The organism is Pontibacter mucosus (genome assembly GCF_003054055.1).
GTDB classification, from domain to species: Bacteria; Bacteroidota; Bacteroidia; order Cytophagales; family Hymenobacteraceae; genus Pontibacter; species Pontibacter mucosus.
This window is the reverse complement of the sequence record NZ_QBKI01000001.1, coordinates 491,292-508,957: the sequence shown is the minus strand read 5'-3', so window position 1 is coordinate 508,957 and position 17,666 is coordinate 491,292. Positions and strand designations below refer to the sequence as shown.

The 17,666-nt window shown below is 54.3% G+C and carries 15 protein-coding genes; 2 read left to right on the top strand and 13 right to left on the bottom strand.

Annotated elements, in window-relative coordinates; translation table 11 throughout:
* Window positions 1-661: 661 nt before the first annotated feature.
* Window positions 662-1,618 (bottom strand): asparagine synthetase A, encoded by a 957-nt coding sequence (locus tag C8N40_RS02260; RefSeq protein ID WP_108210159.1) that lies wholly within the window; start codon window positions 1,616-1,618, stop codon window positions 662-664.
* Between the two features lie 163 nt (window positions 1,619-1,781).
* Between C8N40_RS02260 and C8N40_RS02255 the strand changes: the two genes are divergently transcribed.
* Complete coding sequence (locus tag C8N40_RS02255) at window positions 1,782-2,240, top strand: Lrp/AsnC ligand binding domain-containing protein (RefSeq protein WP_092101217.1); 459 nt, start codon at window positions 1,782-1,784, stop codon at window positions 2,238-2,240.
* Window positions 2,241-2,407: 167 nt separating this feature from the next.
* On the opposite strand, the gene C8N40_RS02250 is transcribed toward C8N40_RS02255, so the two are convergent.
* From C8N40_RS02250 to C8N40_RS02240, 3 genes are all read right to left on the bottom strand, one after another.
* Entirely contained in the window at window positions 2,408-3,664 is a 1,257-nt protein-coding gene (locus tag C8N40_RS02250; protein WP_170114001.1) for a pyridoxal phosphate-dependent aminotransferase, read from the bottom strand.
* Between the two features lie 191 nt (window positions 3,665-3,855).
* A complete protein-coding gene (locus tag C8N40_RS02245) occupies window positions 3,856-6,276 on the bottom strand; it encodes a DUF5686 and carboxypeptidase-like regulatory domain-containing protein (RefSeq protein WP_108210157.1) in 2,421 nt (806 codons plus the stop codon).
* A 65-nt stretch (window positions 6,277-6,341) separates the two neighbouring features.
* Entirely contained in the window at window positions 6,342-7,238 is an 897-nt protein-coding gene (locus tag C8N40_RS02240) for a phosphatase PAP2 family protein (RefSeq protein WP_245904960.1), read from the bottom strand.
* Between the two features lie 184 nt (window positions 7,239-7,422).
* On the opposite strand from C8N40_RS02240, the gene C8N40_RS02235 reads away from it, so the two are divergent.
* The gene (locus C8N40_RS02235) at window positions 7,423-8,940 is read left to right on the top strand and encodes an NAD(P)H-hydrate dehydratase (RefSeq protein WP_108210156.1); all 1,518 of its coding nucleotides are present in this window, start codon (window positions 7,423-7,425) and stop codon (window positions 8,938-8,940) included.
* On the opposite strand, the gene C8N40_RS02230 is transcribed toward C8N40_RS02235, so the two are convergent.
* The 9 genes from C8N40_RS02230 to atpB form a co-directional block, all read right to left on the bottom strand.
* Window positions 8,921-9,823 carry a UbiA family prenyltransferase gene (locus C8N40_RS02230; RefSeq protein ID WP_108210155.1) on the bottom strand — a complete coding sequence of 301 codons (903 nt, stop codon included), beginning with the start codon at window positions 9,821-9,823 and terminating at the stop codon, window positions 8,921-8,923. The two genes, C8N40_RS02235 and C8N40_RS02230, sit on opposite strands and share 20 nt — an antisense overlap.
* Window positions 9,824-9,976: 153 nt before the next feature.
* Entirely contained in the window at window positions 9,977-10,558 is a 582-nt protein-coding gene (locus C8N40_RS02225; RefSeq protein WP_092101208.1) for an inorganic diphosphatase, read from the bottom strand.
* Window positions 10,559-10,607: 49 nt separating this feature from the next.
* The gene (gene pafA / locus C8N40_RS02220) at window positions 10,608-12,302 is read right to left on the bottom strand and encodes an alkaline phosphatase PafA (RefSeq protein ID WP_245904958.1); all 1,695 of its coding nucleotides are present in this window, start codon (window positions 12,300-12,302) and stop codon (window positions 10,608-10,610) included.
* 205 nt (window positions 12,303-12,507) lie between these two features.
* On the bottom strand, window positions 12,508-13,398 hold the full coding sequence (gene atpG / locus C8N40_RS02215) for an ATP synthase F1 subunit gamma (protein ID WP_108210153.1): 891 nt from the start codon (window positions 13,396-13,398) through the stop codon (window positions 12,508-12,510).
* A gap of 71 nt (window positions 13,399-13,469) precedes the next feature.
* On the bottom strand, window positions 13,470-15,050 hold the full coding sequence (gene atpA, locus C8N40_RS02210) for a F0F1 ATP synthase subunit alpha (RefSeq protein ID WP_108210152.1): 1,581 nt from the start codon (window positions 15,048-15,050) through the stop codon (window positions 13,470-13,472).
* 2 nt (window positions 15,051-15,052) lie between these two features.
* Window positions 15,053-15,610, bottom strand: coding sequence for an ATP synthase F1 subunit delta (atpH, locus tag C8N40_RS02205; RefSeq protein ID WP_108210151.1), 558 nt, complete (start codon window positions 15,608-15,610; stop codon window positions 15,053-15,055).
* Between the two features lie 55 nt (window positions 15,611-15,665).
* Window positions 15,666-16,160, bottom strand: a complete 495-nt coding sequence (locus C8N40_RS02200; RefSeq protein WP_108210150.1) for a F0F1 ATP synthase subunit B — start codon at window positions 16,158-16,160, stop codon at window positions 15,666-15,668.
* Window positions 16,161-16,314: 154 nt separating this feature from the next.
* On the bottom strand, window positions 16,315-16,572 hold the full coding sequence (gene atpE / locus C8N40_RS02195) for an ATP synthase F0 subunit C (RefSeq protein WP_092101198.1): 258 nt from the start codon (window positions 16,570-16,572) through the stop codon (window positions 16,315-16,317).
* 37 nt (window positions 16,573-16,609) lie between these two features.
* The gene (gene atpB / locus C8N40_RS02190) at window positions 16,610-17,626 is read right to left on the bottom strand and encodes a F0F1 ATP synthase subunit A (protein WP_108210149.1); all 1,017 of its coding nucleotides are present in this window, start codon (window positions 17,624-17,626) and stop codon (window positions 16,610-16,612) included.
* Between the last annotated feature and the right edge of the window lie 40 nt (window positions 17,627-17,666).

Below are 17,666 nucleotides of genomic sequence, written 5' to 3'. Positions count from 1 at the left end.
ACCCCCACCCAAAGGCTGGGAACAGAATCGATAGCCCACATTTGCTGTCATCTCGACCTCTGGGAGAGATCTGGTTAGAGTCCCCGCTAGATCTCTTACAGCTTACGCTGGCTCTCTTCGGCTCCCGCCTCAAGAGTGTTCGAGATGACAAGAGTGTAGCAAGTATAAACTGTCCCCTTGAGGACAAGTGAGAACGAGAGTTCGAAACTTGCGAGCAAAGCTCAATAGGGGTGTAATCATTTGCTGAGTCCCATACTTTGTAGGGACAGGTCGCGACCTGTCCGCAGGAGAACTGTCGCTATAAAACTTATACTTTGCAAGCAGTAAAAGTAAGCTCCCCTCCTTGGCTAAGGAAGGGTAGGGGTGGTTGGGCCCGGTGCTGCAGAAACGCGGACAAGGATGTCCGCGGCAGAAGAAGTCCGGACAAAGAAGTCCGGAACAGCAGTGGTTGTACCCGGCACTCCACCAGCATACTTCATTATAACCCTTTCTCACTTGCTTTTCTCCCTCACCAGCTCCAAAGCAAAAAGGCCTGCAGCATTTCAGCAGCAGGCCTTCACATCAGCTTAAACCAATCTGTTATCTTATAATTCGCAGGATTATCTGCATTATCGCTATTGTCATCCATATCCTATTCATTTAAGCATGCGATTAGCGGGTGCTAGAAAATGGCTTTGGTAAAAGGTTTGCGCGAGAAAACAGTTACCTCGTTCACATCTTTCAGACGGCAGATAAAACGGGTCATGCGCTCCACGCCAAAACCTCCACCAGCCGTTCTCGGGATAGCACCTTCTTTAGCTACCTCCAGGTAGTGCGCAAAGGCTTCCTCATCGGTGCCTACTTCGGCCATACGCTTGCGGATTTGGTGGTACTCATACTCGCGCTCTGCCCCTGAGAGTCCTTCTCCGAAGCCTTCTGGCCAGATTACGTCGTAGTTCAGGTATGTGCCCGGCTTCTTCGGATCCTCTTTGTCGTAGAACTCACGCTTGTGGTTCAGCAGCCAGAACGGCTCGGTTGCCTCCTCGGATTTGATGCGCTCGTAATCTGGGCCTAGCTCTGCCTCCAGCTTCTCGGTACGGTGCACCTGCCACTTCTCGTACTGCGGCAGCAGCTCACCACGCAGCTCCAGTATCGTCTCCGGTAGCTCCTCGTTCAGGCGGCGGAACACGAAGTTTACCAGCTCCTCCATAAACTCCATCACGAAAAAGCGGTCCTTGCCCTTAAACTCGAAGTCGATCTGCGTAAACTCAAACAGGTGGCGCCCGGTGGCGGCGCGGTCAGAGAACTCCAGGCGCACGTTCGGCGACACGATGTAGAGGCTGCTCAGTTCGGGGTTCATCAGGGCCAGCTGCTTGTGGAAAATCATCGACTTGGTGAGGCTCCAGCGCTGGTCGGCATAGCCGATGGTGGCGTCTACCACGCCATGGTTCAGCGGGTCGGTGATGGGGGAGAGCATGAGCGGCATGAGCTGCGTCAGCCCCTTTTTGTACATGAAGTCGTGGGTGGCCCGCACGATGCCCTGCTGCACCTTCAGGATTTTGGGAAGTTGCACGCGGCTCAGGTGCCGCACGGTAGCATCGAGCACCTCTGGTTCTGTTAATGTTAATGTTTCTGACATTTTTTTGATTTTTTGTTAATGAAATCAGCATTTATACATCACAAATGTAAAAACAGTTGTTCTTATTTAAAAATTTAACAAATATAATTTTATTTATTTATCAAATTTTCAATAATAACCTTTATCTTTGAAAATATGTTAAAAGAGGTAGGTAAAAGAGCGTATGCATTACGAAATTGATAAACTGGATAAACAGATTTTGCGCCTGCTGATGCAGGACGTGACCCGTCCCTACACTGATATCGCCAAGGAACTGAACGTTTCGGGGGGCACCATCCACGTGCGCATGAAGAAGCTGACGGAGATGGGTGTGGTGAAAGGGGCACAGTTGCTGATAAACCCAGCGGCCGTGGGCTTTGATATCTGCGCCTTTATCGGGGTTTTCCTGGAGAAGGGTTCGGAGTACAAGGAGACAGTAAAGAAGTTGAAGGAGATACCCGAAGTGGTGGAGCTGCACTACACCACGGGCGCCTACAGCATGTTTGCCAAAATCGTCTGCCGCGACACCAACCACCTGCGTGAGGTACTGAACGAGAAGCTACAGCCCATAGAAGGCGTGCAGCGCACCGAAACCCTGATATCGCTGGAAGAAAGTATAAACCGCCAGATTCAGATTGAGTAACGCCTAAAAAAAGAGACGCAGTCGTTGCTGCGTCTCTTCAAGTATACATTCGGTTTTATTTGTCCCAGAGGGCCAAGCCATACCTCCCACTCGCCAGAGGCAAGCGAGGGCAAACAAGCTACTTTTTCAGAATCAGGATAATCTTCTAAGTCCTGTGAATCACTGGTCTACTTCAGCTGCTGCAGGGCTTCACGCAGCCTGCCAACCGAGGCTTTGATATCCTCCAGCGAGGCGCCTCCCACTGACAGCCTGAACCAGTTCAGGTCTTTGCCGGAACCGAAGGCCGAGAACGGCACCACGGCCAGCTTGGCCTCGTGCAGCACATAGAACGTGATGTCCTGGCTTGTCTCCAGCACTTTGCCGTCCGGGGTGGTTTTACCTGCCAGGTCTATCTTGGCTGAAAGGTAAATCGCCCCCATCGGCTCGATAGCATCCACCGCAAAGCCCTCTGCTTTCAGCTCCTGGAACCCGTTATACAAGGTGTCCAGGCTCTCCCGTACTTTCGGCTTAAACTCGTTCATGAAGCTGTCTACCGCCTCCGGGTTCTGCAGGAACTCGGCCGTAGCCATCTGCTCTGCCTTAGGCGCCCAGGCACCCACGTGACCCAGGATGGATTTCATCTTGTCCATCACCACCGTCGGGCCGAAAGCATAGCCTACACGCACGCCAGTGGCCGCAAAGCACTTGGAGGTACCGTCGATGTAAACGGTGTAGTCGCGCATCTCCGGGCGCAGGCTCACCGGGTCGTAGTGCTCGGCGTTGCCAAAGGTCAGCATCCAGTAAATCTGGTCGTAGAGCAGGTAGAGCGGCTTCTCGCCTTCCCTGCGGCTGCGGTTCTCCTCCAGCACCAGGTCGCAAATCTCCTCCAGGTCTTTTTTGGAGAACATCGTGCCGGTCGGGTTCAGCGGCGAGCACACGGCCAGCATGGTAGCGCCTTTCAGGTGCGGCCTTACGTCCTCAGCGGTCGGCATAAAGTTGTTCTCCGGCCGTGTTTTCACCTCTACCGGCGTCGCGCCAGACAAATGGCAGTAGTGGTTGTTGTTCCAGGAGGGAGTAGGGTATACCACCTTATCCCCTGGGTCTACCAGAGCCAGGTAGGTGGCGTAAATGAGCGGACGTGAGCCGCCGGCTACCAGGATGTCGTTCTCAGGGTACGTTAGCCCCAGGCGCTCCTGCGTGAAATTGACCACCGCCTTACGCAGCACCGCCACGCCGTTAGCAGGCGGATAATTGGTGTGCCCTTGCTCATAAGCTTTGGTGATGCCCTTGCGCAGCTCCTCCGGAATCGGGTAGATGCTGGGGTTAAAGTCGCCGATGGTGAGGTTACAGATAGGCTCGCCTTTGGCTATCATTGCGTTCACCTCGCCGGCTACTCGAATAATCTCGGAGCCGATTAGGTTTTGCGCCATTTTAGAAACTGTCATGCTGTTGAATTCTGAGTGGGAAAAAGGTGCGACAAAGTTATGGATTTATAGGTTAGCATGCGTTATACTTTATGATTTTGTTTACCATCACTATACTTTACAAACACAATCATACTTTTACATGCCTATTATTAAGTAATTGGCAATCACCGCTCCGATTTATACTTTATACTTCCGTAGGTCAACATCGCCTAAAACAGCAGGCTCACGGTAAGCTTTATACGGAGGTTGTCGCGCGAGTTTGGCAGGGCGTATGGGCCGTAGCGGTAAAAGGCACCCAAGCCCACCCCGCTGATGGGCGAGCTGATGATATTGTCCAGCATCAGCCCCGATTCAAAGTACCCTTTGCGCATACTTCTGAAAGCAACCTCCGGCAGCTCTTGCAGCGGCTCCTCCATACCTCCAAAACCAACGTTTGTGACAGCCACCAGGTCCGGGGCGAAGAAGCGGGTGTTGAGCAGGCGCTTGCCAAAGTTCTGGGAGAAGAAAAGGGCCGCATACCGGTCGGTGAAGAACTCGTAAGGGTACATCGTCTCAAAGCCCTCGCTGGTGTAGAGCTTGTAGTCGCGGTTGTTGCTGCCGTAGCCGTTGTAGCGCGTTACCAGCGGGGCATTGCCCTCCACCCAGCCGCCCGAAAGTATAATCCGGCTCTCGCCGAAGGTGCGGTGGCGCAGCAGCGTTTTCAGCCGCAGGTCATACTTGTTGTAGCTGTAGTCTCCGTCCAGAAAACCATCCAGGCCACGGGTGTACTGCAGCCACAGCACCGGCTTGCCCTCTCCCGCCATAGGCACCAGGCGGTTAAACTGCTCCATGTATTTCTCGCCGGGGGCAAAGCGTAGGCCCACCACTGCCTCAGTGAGGTTAAATACCGGCACAGGCTGCCCCTCCGGCTGCAGCAAGGTTGGCCGCCGCTCCTCCTGCCTAAGCTGGGCACTGGCCTGCAGGTAACGCTGCACGCGGCCCTGCAAACCTATACTTTGGTGGGTGGTGTAATCCATGTCGGTGAGGAGGGCCCGCCGCAGGTTGCCCAGCAGCCCGTAGCCTTCCTCAAAAGCAAGCCGCCGCCCGCCGGTTTCCAGCACATCCTTAAAGTAGGCGCCGCTTAGCTGCAACTCCAGCGGCTGGTAAAGTATAACCGAGGCATCGGCGCCATACTTGGCCTTGCGGTCTTTGAAGGCATAACCCCAGTAGCCGCCCACTTTAAACCGCTCCGACAGCCGGTCGTTGGTATAGGCCCCCATCCCCAGGCGCATTCCCTCAAAAGCGCTTACCCGTAGCAGGCGCCGCAGGTCCAGGCTGATGATACCGATGGGAATCTGCCGGGCCATGAGGTACTCCATCGTCCGGATGGTGCGGTCCAGCTTGCGCTCGCGGCCCACACTGTCGAGGCGCTCGTAGGTGCGCTGCTCCAGTTGCGTGAGCGAGTCGGGGCGGTAGGTTTGGAAAAAGCTGTCGGGTTGGCGGTCGGCATCCGGCTGCTGTTGCAGGGCCACCACGCCAAACTCAGAGCGGCGCAGGTTAGGGTTCAGGTGGATGTTGGTGATGTAGGTGCGCATGTGCGCGTAAGGCTGGTGCCCGTTCAGGTTGAGTTGCGGAATAGTCAGTTCCACATCCAGCTCCGTGGGAAACCACTGTTGCTGCGGCCCCACCCGCTCGAAGCGCTGCTGCAATTGGATGTTGCGTTTCTCGTCATCCCCCGCCGAACCGGCCAGCACGTTTTGCACGGCCCAGCCATTGCCGTTGATGTAAAGCAGCCCTTCCAGCCCTTCGAAGTTTTTGCCCTGCTGCGGTTCAAAAGAGATGATAAAGATGCTGTCCTGTCCCTGCACCACCGTCTCCTGCAGCACAAAGTTATACTTGCGGGTGCTGCCCGGGCTTAGGGGGCTCAGGTAGCGCTTGCCAAAGAACACCGGCAGGTCGTCGTACACGGAAAACTCACGGGCCTCGGCGGCCACCAGGCCAAAGCTCGGCTGCTGCAGCCCCGACACCCGCGTGGCCAGGATGGTTTCCTTGGTGAGGTCGGGCTGCAGAAAGGCGTAATCGGTGACGCTCTCCAGCAGGAAGAGGTGCTGTTTGCCCAGTAGGTTGCGCATTTTCAGGTAAGCCGAGTCGCGTTTGGAGAGTTGCAGGGTGTCGCGCAGCTCCCGCTCCTCTACGGCGCTGGCGGAAAGTATAAATTTGTTGTAAGAGCGGTACGTATAGCCCTCCAGGTTTTGCAGGCGGTGCCGCGCCCGGTTTTGCGTGGCCAGCCGGATGATGCGGTGCGCCGGGTTTTCGCCGGTGCCCAGCACCACCACTTCCTGCAGCCGTGCCGAGGTAGGCTGCAGCTGCACATTTATACTTTCCACAGAGTCTGGGTAGATGGTACTGGGCAGGTAACCCACATAGCTGAAGCGCAGGCTGCGGATGGGTTGCTGGTGGCGCAGGCTATACTCTCCCTCCAGGTTGGTGGTGGTGCCGGTCTCGCCCCCGTTGGCCACAATGCTGACAAAAGGCAGTCGCTCGCCGGTGGCGGCATCGCGCACCACGCCCTGCACCTGCCGCACCTGGGCGATGGCGACGCCGGAGAGCAGACAGAAGTATGATAGGATAAGGCAGCGGACGTATGGCATCGGGTAAAGTTAAAAAGAAAAGGCGCTCCTTTCTGCAGCGCCTTTCTCTCTTCGTAAAGTATAGGTTAAAAGGTTACACTCAGCCCCACACCCGGGCTTCCGTTGGGCAGCACCGTGGGCACTACCATCGTGTTCAATCCTTTGTCTTTGGCGAATTTGTCGTGCAGCCAGTACACCGTGTTCACTGAAAGTATACCGACGCCGGCACCGGCCAGCACATCCGCCATCCAATGCTCGTTGTTGAGCATGCGCATCACGCCTGTGCCGGTGGCAATGGCATAGCTGCCCACGCTCACCCAAGGGCTCTTGTGCCGGAACTCTTTGTCTACCACCGTGGCAATGGTAAAGGCGTAGGCCGTGTGCCCCGACGGGAAGGCGTGGTTGTCGTTGTTGGGCCGGTCGATGTTGGTGAGTTTCTTCGTGGGCCACACCAGGGCGGAGGTCAGCGCGCCGGAGGCAATCAGTAGTTTTGTCTGCCGCCCTACCTCGTGGCGGTTCTGGGAGGAGAAGGCATTGAAGCCGTACAGGTAGGCCAGCGGCACGAAGAAAACATAGTCGTCCACCTTCGTGGCAAAATCCGGGGCGTGCCTATTACGCGCATCGCGGGCATCAAAGCTGCTGAAGAGCCCCCGGTCCTGTATGGTATAGATTCCTAATCCGATAAGGGCGGCAGCCGGAATCACGGCGCGCTTCAGGTAGCGTTTGTTCTCCCCCTCCCGCAGCTGCGACTCCGTGAAGGGATTTTTCTGGCCCGGGTAAATGGTGTCGCCCTCAGCCGTGATGATAGCCTTGTTGCGCAGGTCGAAGCCTGGCTGTCGTATTGTATCTGCCGTTACGGAAAGGCCCGTATCCGAAAATGCCTTGCTACTATCCTGGTTTATACCTGGCTGCTGCGCCAGTACAGGGTTCGCCAGCACCATCAAACTCAGCAGAGAAGAGATTAGTTTGTACTTCAGTCTCAATTTTATACTTTGGTTTAGGGTTGAGCAGTAGCTTATAAACTGGTTTTTACTCTTTTTTGTGCCCTGACGGTTGCATTTTTATCGCGCTTGTTTCTGCGGATGCATTGCCCGTCCTCACCTGCTGCACCCGCAACCGTACCATCACAATAAAGTATATTTAGGCATACTAACCCTGCTGTTCCACATGAAAATCCTCACCGCTGCCCAAACCCGCGAAGCCGACGCTTATACTATCCGTGAAGAAGGGATCTCCTCCACCGACCTGATGGAACGGGCAGCGAAAGCCTTTACCGGCTGGTTTGAAAATAAGTTTCAGCCGGGTGCGGAGGTACACATTTTCTGCGGCCCCGGCAACAACGGCGGCGACGGGCTGGCCGTGGCGCGCCTGCTCCACGAGCGAATGTATAAAGTACAACCCTATGTGGTGGGGGATACATCTAAGGCTTCGGATGATTTTAAGGTAAACCTGAAGCGCCTGCCTGAGGAATTGCAGCCCATCCACGTGGAACAGGAGAGCATGATACCTGAACTTCGTGAAGATGTATTGGTGGTAGATGCCCTCTTCGGCACTGGCCTGAACCGTCCCGTTACCGGCTTATATGGTAAGGTGATTGACCAACTGAACAACAGCCGCGCCACCATCACCGCCATCGATATCCCCTCCGGCCTCTTCTCCGACAGCCAGACACCTGAGGAGGGGGCCATCATCCGGGCAACGTATACCGTTAGCTTTGAGCTCCCCAAACTGGCGTTTCTGCTGCCCCAGCACGAACCCTTTGTAGGCGCGTGGCAAGTGGTGCCCATCGGGTTGAGCCAGCCGTTTATCGCTGAGGTAAAATCAAACTTATACTGCACCCGGCAGGAAGATGTGCAGCGAATGCTAAAACCCCGGAAGAAATTCTCCCATAAGGGCACCTATGGCCATGCGCTGCTGCTTTGCGGTAGCTTCGGCAAAATGGGCGCCGCCGTGCTGGCGGCCCGTGCCTGCCTCCGCAGCGGCACCGGCCTGCTCACGGTGCAGGTGCCACAGGCGGGCTATCCTATCCTGCAAACGGCCGTCGCCGAGGCCATGACGCTCACCGACAAAAACCGCAGGCACCTTTCGGAATTGCCGCCGGAACTGGATAAGTATAGCGTTATTGGGATTGGCCCGGGCATTGGTACCGAACGCGTTACCAAAACCGCTATCGGGCAACTGCTGGCGACTTCTTCCCTTCCTCTGGTTATCGATGCGGATGCCATTAACCTGGTTGCCGGCAGTGAGAAGTTGAAAGGACAGCTCTACAAGAAAAAGCTTGTTTTCACACCGCACCCCAAGGAGTTTGAGCGGCTGGTGGGCAAGGTGAAGAACGACTACGACCGGTTGCAGCACCTGCGCGAGTTCTGCCTGGAGTATGGCTGCTATGTGGTGCTGAAAGGGGGCCATACGGCCATCGGGACGCCGGAGGGGAAAATATACTTTAACACCACCGGCAACCCCGGCCTGGCCACTGGCGGCACCGGCGATGTGCTGACGGGCATTATTACGGCTTTGGTGGGGCAGCAGTATACGTTGGAGGAGGCGTGCCGGCTGGGGGTGTTTATACATGGCCTGGCCGCCGACCTGGCGCTGCAAACGGTGGGTGAGATAGGCATGACCGCCTCGGACGTGATAGACCACCTGCCCAAGGCTTTCTTGCACCTTAGCCAGCCACTGCCATAGCCAGCACCACCAGCCCCGCATGCAGCAGCATGGCCCCATCGGCCATTATGGCAAAGTAGGCGCGCGGCCTGTTCTCCGCAGAGCGCCATACGATTACGGCCGCTCCCAGGGCACTTGCCAGCAGGGCCCAAAGTATAAACCCGTGCTCCCCACTTGCCAGCACCACCAGCATATACAGCCCCAGCAGCCCCAGCGAGAGTAGCTTGGTGTTTCGAACACCTATCCAGCCCGGGAAAGTGAGCGTGTTCATGTTGCGGTCATAAGAAAAATCGCGGATATCGAAGAGGAGGGCGAGGGCAAGTATAAACAAGAAGCGGCGCAGGAAAAGCCACAGGGTTTCCGGTTGCCATACGTCCATGCCAGCGTCCAGTAGCGGGAACATGGCCGTCACCACTGCCCATACATAGGCTATCAGGAACACTTTGAGCAGCGGCACACTGCGCAGCGGCCTCACGCGCTTTCGTTTATAAAGTACCGGCACCGAGTATCCCACCGAAATTACGGCCAGGTGCAGCAGAAACCACCAATTTATCCGCAGACCAAACCAAAAGTATACTCCTGCTGCCATGGCTATACTTAACAGCCCCAGCACCGCCAGTTCCCGCTTGTGCCGTTGCCCCCACACCGGGTCGTGCCTGTTTATAAGTTGGGTTGGCCTTCGGACGATACTCTGCACACTGCTGAGGTTGTAGGTAAACAGCGTAGCCAGAAACACAAACACTACCATCGCCCAGGACACCGGCAGCCCGGCCAGCAGGTACGTCTCTGCGGTCAGCGCCAGGCCACAGCAAGAGATGAAGACACTGCTGTACAGCAGCCCCTCCAGCCACCAGCGCGGGTGGCGCTCCGCCTCTCTTATACTAATGTCTCTGTTCAGGCTCATTTACTCTGCAAGTACGCAACAAAACCTCCGCCAATCAAACGCGGCTGCCTGCAGTTCTGGGTGTGGGCACCATACTTAGAGCTGCCACTGCCAAAAAATAAAAGCCCGGCTCGGGTTACCCCGGGCCAGGCTTAAACAGGAAAAGTAAAGTTTTTAAAGCGTTTGCTCTTTCTTCGAAGGCTCGCCAAATGTAGTGTTGTAAAGGTCGATGCTCTCCTGGATAATTCTGTAAGCATGCTCGCGGCCCAGGAACTGTTCCACGATTACCTCCTTGTTCTCCAGCTTCTTGTAGTCTTCGAAGAAACGGCGCATCTCCAGCAGCGTATGTGGCGGCAGTTCAGAAATATCGTTGATGTGGCGCACCGACATGTCGTTGTAGGCCACGGCAATGATTTTATCGTCCTCCTCGTTGTTGTCTATCATCTGCATCACGCCAATCACTTTAGCGTCTATCAGGCACATCGGCTGCACGTCAATAGAGCAGATCACCAGTATATCCAGCGGGTCTTTGTCGTCGCAGTAGGTTTGTGGGATAAAGCCATAATTGGCAGGGTAGTTTACCGATGAGAAAAGCACACGGTCCAGCTTCAGCATACCGCTATCCTTATCCAACTCATACTTGGCCTTCGACCCTTTCGGGATCTCAATGATAGCCGTTACCACTTCTGGCGACATTTCGCCGTAACTCACACTATGCCATGGATTGTTCTTGTCCTCTGTATTCTCCATATTCATCGTTAATGTTAAAGACGCCGTCAATCTGTTCTTCTTCAGGCGCTATGGTTTATTTCATGTATACTTGTAAAGGCCTGCCTACGCTTCCGTTCGGCTCCTGAATGTATAGCCAGGCCGCTATTGTTGGTGCAATATCCGCAACAGCCGCTTCGGCTTCGCTCTCGCCTGGCTGCACTTTCCAGCCATACCAGAGAAGCGGCACGTGGGTATCGTAGTTGGAGTATGAGCCGTGCGTGGTTCCCTTCGGGTCTTTCCCGTAGCCTTCGAACCAGCCTGGCTCCAGCAGCAGGATAACATCGCCAGAGCGCTTGGCGTTATAACCGCTCTCCACGCGGGCCATCATGCCGGTACCCCAGTTACTGTTTTGCAGGGCCGAGGATGTTACCGCGCGCATCACGCCTTTAAAACGTAGCACATAAGCAGCCACACGCTGCTCTACATCCGCTTTGTTCAGCTTCTTGCCTTCTATTGTTGTACGGTTCAGGTAGATCTGCTGGTTGGTGTAACGCTCTACCCAATCAGCATTTCCGTATACTTTGTCCAGGTACCCATCCACCGAATCACGAATCACGGCGGAAGTAGCCACACCGGCAGGTACTTTCAGGCTCTGCAGGTAACCGGGCACGTGCGCCGCCCCATGGTCTGCCGTCAGGAAGAACAGCACCTCGCCCTGGCCTACTTCTTTCTCAATTTCGCTGATCAGCTCGGCCATTTCGCGGTCCAGGCGCAGGAAAACATCCTGGGCCTCTATGGAGTTCGGCCCAAAAGTATGGCCTACATAGTCTGGCGTCGAAAAGCTCACGGCCAGGAAGTCTGTTACGTCATCCTTGCCCAGCCCCTCGCCTCTTAGTGCCGCCAGCGCAAAGTCTTTTGTGATGGTGTTGCCAGCCGGCACAGAGCGGATAAGCTCATAGTCCTTACCTCTTAATGCAGGCACATTGTGCGGGAATACCGGTTTCTGCTCTCCGGCAAGGGTACCTTCCCAGGGCATGTCATCGGCTGTACTCTCCGTGTATTGCTCAATCGGAAGCAAGGTCTCCCACGGCTTGCTCAGGTATTGGTCTGCCAGCTTTTTGGCGTTAAACTCCTTCACCCACTGCGGCAAATCCTGCGCATAGTAGGTACTTGTAATCCAATTGCCACTCTCCGAGTCGAACCAGTAGGCGCCATTGCCCAGGTGGCCCGCCGGAAGTATAGAACCGCGGTCTTTCAAGGCTACGCCCACTACTTTTGCCTTCATGTTAGTGGCAAGGCGCAGCTCGTCGGTAATGGTAGTCGTTTTCAGGTTAGCAGGCGACATTAGTCCCGCTTTCGAGCTGCTGCCCACAGTCTGCACGGTCTTGTCCTCCACGCAGTAAACAGTCGCTTTCTTCTCCCGCTCGTACCAGCTGTTCCCCACGATGCCGTTTAGGGCGGGCACACTGCCGGTATATACTGACGCATGTCCGGGGCCGGTATAGGTCGGCACGTAGCTGTACTGGGTATTTTTGAAGTTATACCCCTGGGTCAGCATTTTCTTGAAGCCGTCGTTGCCATACTTATCCCAGTAGCGGTACAGGTAATCGTAGCGCATCTGGTCTACCACGATGCCCACTATCAGCTTCGGGCGTTGCTGGATGGGGTGCTCAGCGGCGGCAAGGGTGTTCGTGTTGTTGTTCGCGGGGGCTGTCGGAGCACTCGGGGTTGTGCCGGCACAGGCGCTTAGCAGTAGTGCAAAGGCCGCCGTGGCCTTAACCTTTCCCAAGGACTTGAGTAACTCTTTGTATCTCATTTATCTATAGGTTCTCTCCTTACAAATATAGGAAGTACAAGTTAGTAATGCGCCTTATTCCGCGTTTCAACATTATTATTTTATTATACCTTAATCATTCTTAAGGTACAGGCACCGCCACAAAGAAGCAGCGCCCACTTTTGTCGGTGGGCGCTGCTTCTGGTTCCTTTTATTTCGCTTATTTGGAAGCTAAGGCCTCGGCACCACCAACAATCTCGAGGATCTCCTTCGTGATGGCTGCCTGGCGCGTCCTGTTGTAGGTGAGCTTCAGCTCCTTCAGCAGCTCACCGGCATTTTCCGTGGCTTTGTCCATCGCCGTCATACGGGCACCGTGCTCAGAGGCGTTAGACTCCAGCACTGCCTTGTATACTTGTATCTTCAGCGATTTTGGAATCAGCTCCTCCACAATCTGCTCCTTGGAAGGCTCAAACGTGTAGTCGATCAGCGTCATCTCTGCGTCTGCCTCCTCTGCCGCCTTCTCCTCTATCGGCAGGAACTGCTCATGGCGCACAATCTGCGTCGCTACGTTCTTGAATTCATTGTAGACAAGATCAACCTTATCAAACTCGCCTGCCACAAAACCTGCCATGGCATGCTCCGCAGCAAGGCGAACGGTATCAAAAGACAGGTTGGTGAACGTGTTGCTGTAATCGCCGATCACGTTGTAGCCTCTCTTGCGGAAAGCATCGAAGCCCTTGCGGCCAATCGTCAGGATGGTCACGTTGCCGGCTTCAAACTGGCTTCTGTATTGCCCGTTCACCAGCGTGTTAACCGCCTTAATGATGTTGGAGTTGAAGGCACCAGCCAGGCCACGATCAGAGGTTACTGCGATGATCAGCACCTTATTCGCCTCGCGCTTCTCTGCGTAAGGATTTGTGACTGCCCCCTCTGCCATAGAGGAAAGGTTTGTCAGGATGCCACTCAGGCGCTGCGCGTAAGGGCGCATACGCATAATGCTATCCTGTGCACGTCTCAGCTTGGCAGCCGCCACCATTTTCATGGCCTTGGTAATCTGCTGCGTAGACGATACCGATGTGATGCGGCCTCTAACCTCTTTTAAACTTGCCATATATTATCGCTATGAGCAAAGGCCGGAGGTTAAAGGCGCTTGCCCCAACCTCCAGCCTCTTTACTTAAAGACTATTTATTATACTTTGCAGCTGTCTCCTTCGCCACCTGCTTGATAGCAGCCGTGGTTTCGTCATCCAGCTTACCAGCGCGCAGGGCGTTCAGGGCATTCGCATGCTGTGCACGCATGTTGCGCAGGAAGTCCTTCTCGAAGTTTCTCACCTCGTTCACCGGAACAGTGTCCAGCAGACCGTTCGTAGCAGCATAGATAGTGGCTACCTGCTCCTCTACCGGAACTGGCGAGAACTGCGCCTGCTTCAGGATCTCCAGGTTACGGCGACCACGCTCGATTGTCAGCTTAGTAGCAGCATCCAGGTCAGAACCGAACTTGGCAAAAGCCTCCAGCTCGCGGAACTGCGCCTGGTCCAGCTTCAGGGTACCGGCCACTTTCTTCATCGACTTGATCTGCGCAGAACCACCCACACGAGATACCGAGATACCCACGTTAATGGCCGGACGAACACCCGCGTTGAACAGGTTGGTCTCCAGGAAGATCTGGCCGTCCGTAATTGAAATTACGTTTGTTGGGATATAGGCAGAAACGTCACCAGCCTGTGTCTCGATGATTGGAAGGGCTGTCAGGGAGCCGCCGCCTTTCACCAGGTGCTTGATAGACTCTGGCAGGTCGTTCATGTTCTGAGCGATTTCGTCAGATGCGTTAATCTTCGCCGCACGCTCCAGCAGACGGGAGTGCAGGTAGAATACGTCACCTGGGTAAGCCTCACGCCCTGGCGGACGACGCAGCAGCAGAGACACCTCACGGTAAGCCACAGCTTGCTTGGAAAGGTCGTCGTATACTACCAGTGCAGGGCGGCCTGTATCACGGAAGAACTCTCCGATGGCAGCACCTGTAAACGGAGCGAAGAACTGCATTGGAGCAGGGTCAGCGGCAGAAGCTGCTACCACCACGGTATACTCCATGGCACCACCCTCCTGCAGGGCTTTTACCACCTGCGCTACGGTAGAGGCTTTCTGGCCAACGGCTACGTAGATACAGAATACCGGCTCTCCTCTGTCATAGAACTCACGCTGGTTCAGGATAGTATCGATAGCAACTGCCGTCTTACCAGTCTGGCGGTCACCGATGATAAGCTCACGCTGGCCACGGCCGATCGGAATCATGGAGTCGATCGCCTTGATACCAGTCTGCATTGGCTCGTTTACGGGCTGACGGAAGATTACGCCTGGGGCTTTACGCTCCAGTGGCATTTCATACATCTCGCCGGCGATAGGGCCTTTGCCGTCGATTGGCTGGCCCAGTGTGTTCACCACACGGCCAACAATACCGTCACCTACCTTAATGGAGGCAATGCGGTTAGTTCTTCTTACAGTGGCACCCTCTTTTATCTCGCTGTAGTCACCGAGCAATACGGCACCTACGTTGTCCTCTTCCAGGTTCAGCACCAGCGCTTGCAGTCCGTTTTCAAACTCTAAGAGCTCACCAGACTGAGCCTTGGAAAGGCCATAGATACGAGCGACACCGTCACCCACTTGCAGTACAGTGCCTACTTCTTCCAGTTCCGCCTCGGTACGGAAGTTAGACAGCTGTTCTCTTAATATGGCTGATACTTCGTCAGGTCTTACTTCTGCCATGATTATAGTTTATTAATATATGGGTTGTCTTTAAATTGATTTCTCAGCTTGCGAAGGCTGTTCTTCACGGAGCTGTCGATTTGTTTATCGCCTACACGCAGCACGAATCCACCGATCAGGGATGGGTCGATGCGCTCCACCAGCTCGATACGCTTACCTGTCTGGGCCACCAGTTTCTTACCCAGTTCGTCGCGCAGGGCAGGTGAAAGCGGCGTGGCAGAGATAACCTCTGCGCTCTGTATGCCTTGTATCACCCGGTACTGATCCTGGAAAGAAGTAGCAACACCCTCCAACACTGCTTCACGGCTCTTGCGCGCGATCAGGTTGAAGAAGGCCAGCGTCAGCTCGTTCACTTTTCCCTGAAACACTTTATTGATGATGACCAGCTTTTTATCCGATTTTACTATTGGATTAAGAAGCAGCAGCTTAAAATCGCGGTTCTGGGAAACAACCTGCTGGAACAGCTGCATGTCTGCATTTACCTGCTCCAGCACATTCTTCTCCTCAGCCAGCTCAATCAGCGACTTCGCGTACCTGGAAGCAACTCTAATATCTGACATAGTGCTTTTTTATAATGAGGCGGAAACTGCCGTGGCAGTCCGCGTCTATACTTTGTTAGTTAAGCGTTACTTCACGGATATACTCCTGAGCCAGCGCCTGCTGCGCGTTCTTGTCGCTCAGTTCTTTTCGCAGGATTTGCTCTGCGATCTGCAGCGACAGAGAGGCAGCCATGTTTTTCACCTCTGTGATGGCAGCGCGCTTCTCATTCTCAATAGACTCACGAGCCTGCTCAATCATGCGTGCACCCTCTTCGTTCGCTTTCTGCTTGGCAGTCTCTACAATGCTGTTGGCGGCATCAGTAGCCTCTTTCAGGATTTTGTCACGCTCCAAACGGGCTTCTGCCAGCAGTTTCTCGTTGTCTGCCTTCAGTGCCTGCATCTCCAGCTTCGCCTTCTCGGCCGCGCTCAGGGCATTCTCGATAGAAGACTCCCGCTCCTGGAGCGCATTCATAATCGGCTTCCACGCAAACTTACCAAGCAGGAACAGTACGAGCAGGAACACTACCGTCTGCCAGAAAATCAGACCAATACCAGGGGTTACTAATTCCATTGTTTATGTTGGTTGAGTATTAAATTCTTTTTATTGCGGCTGCGCCAGCGGCAACCTTTTAACTATACCTGAACTATGTTTTTGATCTCATCGTCTGGGCCATGCGCCCAGACGTGAGATCAGGTAATGTTAGCTTGTTACTTTAGAAAAGTAATTAAGCAATAGCGATCAGAAGACACACTACCACACCGAAAAGGCTTACACCCTCGATAAGAGCGGCAGAGATAATCATGGCAGTTTGGATTTTGCCACCAGCCTCTGGCTGACGGGCAATAGATTCCATAGCTGAGCCACCGATACGACCGATACCAAGACCGGCGCCAAGAGCAACCAGACCTGCACCGATACCGGCACCCAGAATACCAAGACCAGCGCCTTCAGAAACAGCTTGAAGCAGAAGTGCTAACAACATAGTTATAGTTATATATAGTTAAAAAATAAAATTCTGATTAATGATGCTCATCCGCATGGTCGTGCTCCTCTACCGCGCCGCCAAAGTACATGGCAGACAGCAGGGTGAAGATGTATGCCTGCAGCAAGGCTACGAACAACTCCAGGAACATCATGAAGATAGAGAAGGCCACGCTCAGCGGCGCCACTGATAAGCTCTCGAAAATAAAGATCAAGCTAAACAATGACAGGATGATGATGTGACCTGCCGTGATGTTGGCAAAAAGTCGGACCATCAGGGAGAATGGCTTTGTCAGGATGCCGATAAGTTCCACCGGAATCATGATAGGGGCCAGCCAGGCAGGAACGCCAGGGGTAGCTACAATGTGCTTCCAGTAGTTTTTATTGCCGCTAAACAGCGTAATAAGCAGGGTAAGACCAGCCAGCACCAGGGTCACTGCGATGTTACCGGTCAGGTTCGCGCCGCCGGGCATCAGGCCCAGCAGGTTGTTGAACCAGATAAAGAAGAACACGGTAAGCAGGTAAGGCATGTAGCGCTCATACTTCGGACCGATGTTCGCCTTGGCAATCTCGTCGCGGATAAAGATAATGATGGGCTCGAAGAAAGACTGAATTCCGCGAGGAGCGACTTTTGCGTTGTTTTTGTAGCGGCCTGCTATCACAAAGAAGATAACCAGCATCAAAGCCACACTAACAAACAGGGACGCTACGTTCTTAGTGATAGAGAAGTCGTACAACCCTGCCTGATCTGCCAACGGCTCTCCGGAAGCATCCACCTTCACGATGTGGCCATGGTCCAGCGCATAGCCGTTGTAAGGCACCAACTCGTGAGCTTCGTTGTAGAAATTGCTTGAGGAAAACACCTGGAACTCGCCGTTATCCACAAGTATAACAGGCAGGTACGCCACCACACCATCAGCAAAATGCCAGGTATAATCATCCGCAATGTGATGCGTGATCATAGCCCCCGGCTCAAACTTCCCATCTTCCGAGGCCGCCTCAGCAAAAGCAGTTAGCGTCAGGAAGGAAAACAATAGAACGAATAACCTCTTCATTAAGAATGATTTAGAAGCAAGATTTTACAGACAGAACCTA